The organism is Bradyrhizobium sp. UNPF46 (assembly GCF_006658625.1).
Taxonomy (GTDB): Bacteria; Pseudomonadota; Alphaproteobacteria; order Rhizobiales; family Xanthobacteraceae; genus Bradyrhizobium; species Bradyrhizobium nitroreducens.
Map to the genome: position 1 here is coordinate 1 of NZ_LFJB01000134.1, position 3,515 is coordinate 3,515.

Below are 3,515 nucleotides of genomic sequence, written 5' to 3' on the forward strand. Positions count from 1 at the left end.
TGATCGGCGACACCTGTATGCTGCTGTGCGGTTCTTCCTGCGTGCATCATTCGCGCAGCGGACCGCGGGTGCCAGCCGGCACCCGGTCTTCCCTGCGCCCTCTTGGATTTGAGGGTGGAGCGACGAAGCAAGGCTCGGGCGAAACAAGCCGCGAGAGCGAGAAGGCATGTCTGCTTGCCTGAATGTCGATGATGTGAACTCAACTCTCTCACCGTCACCCTGAGGTGCTTACTCTGCTGCGCGCAGCGCTGCAGAGTAAGCCTCGAAGGGCGACGGCCCGGCTGCAGCGTGGCCGTGCATCCTTCGAGGCTCCGCTTGCGATGCATCCGCATCGCGAGCTTCGCACCTCAGGATGACGGTACCAATATATTGACCGATACGCCCGCAGGGGGATCTCAACGACCGCGCCTGATTCCCTCATCGCCATCCGCCGCCTCCGGCGCCATCGCCGCCCAGGCACTGGACGCGAACTGCCGGCGCCAGGTCACGACCACCACGGCCGCGGTGGTCACGAACAGCACCCATGGGCTGACGAACCAGCCGAGATAGCCGAGCGCAAAGAAGAACGCGCGCTGGCCGCGGTTGAAATGGCGGCCGGCGGATTCGAACAGGCGCGAGGTGCGGATGACGTGGGCTTCGGCTTCCGGCGTGTCGCGCTGGGAGGCCGGCGGCATGCCGCCGAACAGGATCGCCACGTAGTTGAACAGGCGATAGGCCCAGGCGAATTTGAAGAAGGCGTAGACGCAGATCAGCACGAGGCCGACGCATTTCAGCTCCCACATCGCCGGAGAGGTGCTGAGGTCGATCGGCAGCTTGCTCAGGATGGTGATGGCGTCGTTGGTTGCGTGCAGCAGCGCCAGCGCGCCGCCGAGCGCGAACAGGCTTGTGGAGGCGAAGAAGGCGGTGCCGTTCTGGAGCGAGGCCATGATCTGCATGTCGACCATGCGGGTATCGCGGTCGAGCAGGCGGCGCACCCAGACCTCGCGATAACGATTCATGCGCGCCGACAGGCTGTCGCGGCCATAGGCCGAATGCTCCAGTGTCAGGGCATAGACCAGCCATTCGACGATGAAGAAGCCGACTGCGGTGATGTCGACCCAATGCCTGCTCATCTCTCTCTCCTCGGAAGCCGCCACGATTGCCACGCATGGCAGCATGCGGCAACGATTGATTGGCGGCAGGCGATGGCGTTAAAAGCGGCTCGCTTCAAAGCGTCTCGGGAAGGATGGATGACATGGCTGCGCTGAAACTCGCGATCGGCAACAAGAACTACTCGTCATGGTCGATGCGCCCCTGGCTCGCGCTTCGCGCCAACGACATCCCGTTCGTGGAGACGCTGATCCCGCTCTACACCGACAATCCCGCCGACAAGGAGCAGATCCTGTCCTTCAGCCGCGCCGGCAAGGTGCCGGTGCTGGTCGACGGCGACGTCACGGTGTGGGATTCGCTCGCGATCATCGAATACATCGCCGAGCGCTATCCGGAAGTGAAGCTGTGGCCCGACGACGTCGCCGCGCGCGCGCATGCCCGGTCGGTGTGCGCCGAGATGCATTCCGGCTTCGTGGCGCTGCGCAGCGAATGCGGCATGAATCTGCATCGGCTCGTACGTGCCATCGCGCTGTCGGCGGACGCCAAGGCCAACGTCGCGCGCATCGAGGAGATCTGGCGCGAGTGCCGCACCCGATACGGGGCGAAGGGGCCGTTCCTGTTCGGCCGCTTCGGCGCGGCAGACGCCATGTACGCGCCGGTCGTGCACCGCTTGCGCACCTACGCGATCGACGTCGCGCCGGACACCAAGGCCTACATGGAGACGATGATGGCGCTGCCGGCGTTCCAGGAATGGACCCGCGACGGGCTGGCCGAAACGCTCGTCATCGCCAAGTTCGAGGACGCCTGATCGCGAGGGGCCGACCGGGGCGGCGGGCTGCGTGTCGGCCGTCGGCGCTCACGCTGCGGAACCTGATGGCCCCGCGGAACCTCCGGGGGCTGCGACCTGCCTGCGACACTGTGCGGGAATGCGCCACGCCGACGGTATCATCGGCCCGCTAGTTCCGCCTCTATCATTCTGAAAAGACTGCAAAATTTACGCGTTTGCCATGCTGGTATGGCGCTGGCCAAAACGGCGGGGCGCGTGCTATACAACAGCCCGGGTTTCCGGCCGGCCATCGCAGTGGGGACACTGGGCGAGGCAGGCGCTGTTTGAGTAATGGAGAGGGTGTTGAAGCACAAATTCCCGATTGGAACGCGCGTATTGTTCACGGCCAGCAACGTTGCGCGCCCCGCTGCCAGCGGCTCGTATGAGGTCATCCGTCTGCTGCCGACCGATGGCGACGACTGCCAGTACCGGATCAAGAGCTCGACCGAAGCTTTCGAGCGCGTCGCCAAGGAAAGCCAACTCGCGCTCTCGTGACGCCGGCTCGTGCTCTCGAAGGCTGACGGTGCCAGCGCATTGGTGCCATCAGGGAATTGCGTCCTGCCGCCGTCAAAAGGCCCGCTTCGCCTTCGCAAGGTGAGGTCGGGGCAGTTGCCGACTAGCGGTGCTCGCTTGACCATTCGCTCTCTGCTCGCGTGAGGGGACGTCGCGCATGAACTGGGCATGGGCCACTTCGCTCGACCAAATCTGGCGCTCGCCGGCCTTTCCGATGTGGATGACGCTGGCCGCCGCCGGATTCTTCGGACTGATTCTGCTGATCACGCTGCTGCGCGCCGAGAGATCGGTCGCCAACGGCGCGCTCACGGTGATTACGCTGCTGTCCATCGCGATCGCCGGCGCCGCCACCGTGCGCGTCTATGGACCGCTGCTGCAGGACGCGCCGACCGAGGCGCGCGCGCAAGGTGCGGTCATCGCAAGCCTGCCGGCGCTGTCCTGCCTCGATGATTTCGCCGGCGATGCGGTCGCCATCGGCTGCGAGAAGGCGCTGTTCGGTTCGCCCGATGCCGCGGCCGCGGCCGTGTCCTACACCGCCGTCCGGATCGACCGGCTGACGGCGCTCGGTGATGCCGCGACGGCGGAGAAGAACCTGACGGCGGACATGAAGGCGCTGCGCAGGGCGCTGGAGCACGACCGCTACGGTCTCGTGGCGCAGGTGCTGGTGGCGCGCGACGGCTGCACCCAGTTCGACTGCGCCGCGTTCCGCTCGCTGACCGACCAGCAGCAGGTCGCTGCCAACATGGATTCGCATCTCTACGACCAGCTGGTCGCGCGCCATGCGCCGACCTGGAATGCGCCCGCATCCGCGATGGCGGCCGCACCGGCGGCGCTGCCACCGACCGCGGCGCTTGCGGGGCTGCCGCCCTCGATGCCGACGGGCAAGCCGACCAATGCGGAGTTCCCGAGCGCCGCGTCGACGCCGCCGGTGAGCATCATGAATCCCGAGCCCACGGCGACGACGCGGCAGGCGGCGCCTGCCGCCAACGCACCGGCAGCGCCGCGCGTGCCGGCGGCTGCCTCGGCCCAGGCGGCGGCGACCGCGGCACCACCGGCCGCGAAGAAGCCGCCGGCGCCGAAGGCCGCG

The 3,515-nt window shown here is 66.8% G+C and carries 5 protein-coding genes; 4 read left to right on the forward strand and 1 reads right to left on the reverse strand.

Annotation, left to right across the window (positions count from 1 at the left end; genetic code table 11):
• Positions 1-182: hypothetical protein (locus UNPF46_RS38170; protein ID WP_210248368.1), on the forward strand; the 182-nt coding region annotated here is incomplete at its 5' end.
• Between the two features lie 213 nt (positions 183-395).
• Here the strand turns inward: UNPF46_RS38170 and UNPF46_RS37055 are convergent.
• Positions 396-1,112 carry a DUF599 domain-containing protein gene (locus UNPF46_RS37055; RefSeq protein WP_142253318.1) on the reverse strand — a complete coding sequence of 239 codons (717 nt, stop codon included), beginning with the start codon at positions 1,110-1,112 and terminating at the stop codon, positions 396-398.
• A gap of 122 nt (positions 1,113-1,234) precedes the next feature.
• Between UNPF46_RS37055 and UNPF46_RS37060 the strand changes: the two genes are divergently transcribed.
• The 3 genes from UNPF46_RS37060 to UNPF46_RS37070 all read left to right on the forward strand — a co-directional run.
• A complete protein-coding gene (locus tag UNPF46_RS37060; protein WP_142253319.1) occupies positions 1,235-1,897 on the forward strand; it encodes a glutathione S-transferase family protein in 663 nt (220 codons plus the stop codon).
• Between the two features lie 309 nt (positions 1,898-2,206).
• Entirely contained in the window at positions 2,207-2,410 is a 204-nt protein-coding gene (locus UNPF46_RS37065) for a hypothetical protein (RefSeq protein WP_018321158.1), read from the forward strand.
• A gap of 175 nt (positions 2,411-2,585) precedes the next feature.
• Positions 2,586-3,515: hypothetical protein (locus UNPF46_RS37070; RefSeq protein ID WP_142253320.1), on the forward strand; the 930-nt coding region annotated here is incomplete at its 3' end.